Annotated in this window: 1 pseudogene; it reads left to right on the top strand. The window is 71.6% G+C overall.

Features of this window, described 5'->3' with window-relative positions:
- Positions 1 to 387 (top strand): annotated as a pseudogene (locus tag D7Y04_RS44965) (hypothetical protein); the annotation flags it as partial.

Genomic DNA, 387 nt, shown 5'->3' with positions numbered 1-387 from the left:
CGCAGGTCAACGTCGTGCGCCAGGAGCCGCGCGCCTTCCTCACGCTGTCCGCGGACACGCTGGCCACGGACCCGGAGCTGCGGCCCATCCACGTCCGTCGGCTGCTGTCCCTGCTGCGACGCGCGGCGCTACGCCTGGGCGCGACCTACGTCTTCGAGCCCAACGACGCCAGCTTCCGCCGCCGGGTGCAGCGCGGCTTCGAGTCACTGCTCGGAGACCTCTTCGTCCGGGGCGCCTTCGCCGGCAAGACGCGCGAAGGCGCCTTCCAGGTGGTGACGGGCTCCGAGCTGAACACCCCCAGCCTCGTCGAGCAGGGGCGCTTCTACGTGGACCTGCGCGTGGCCCCGTCCCAACCCCTCACCTTCCTCAACGTGCGGCTCGTCCAGA

Origin of the sequence: Corallococcus sp. AB038B (assembly GCF_003668955.1) — a bacterium.
Taxonomy (GTDB): domain Bacteria; phylum Myxococcota; class Myxococcia; order Myxococcales; family Myxococcaceae; genus Corallococcus; species Corallococcus exiguus.
Note: the sequence above shows the minus strand (reverse complement) of the source record. Positions and strands in the feature narration are given on the sequence as shown.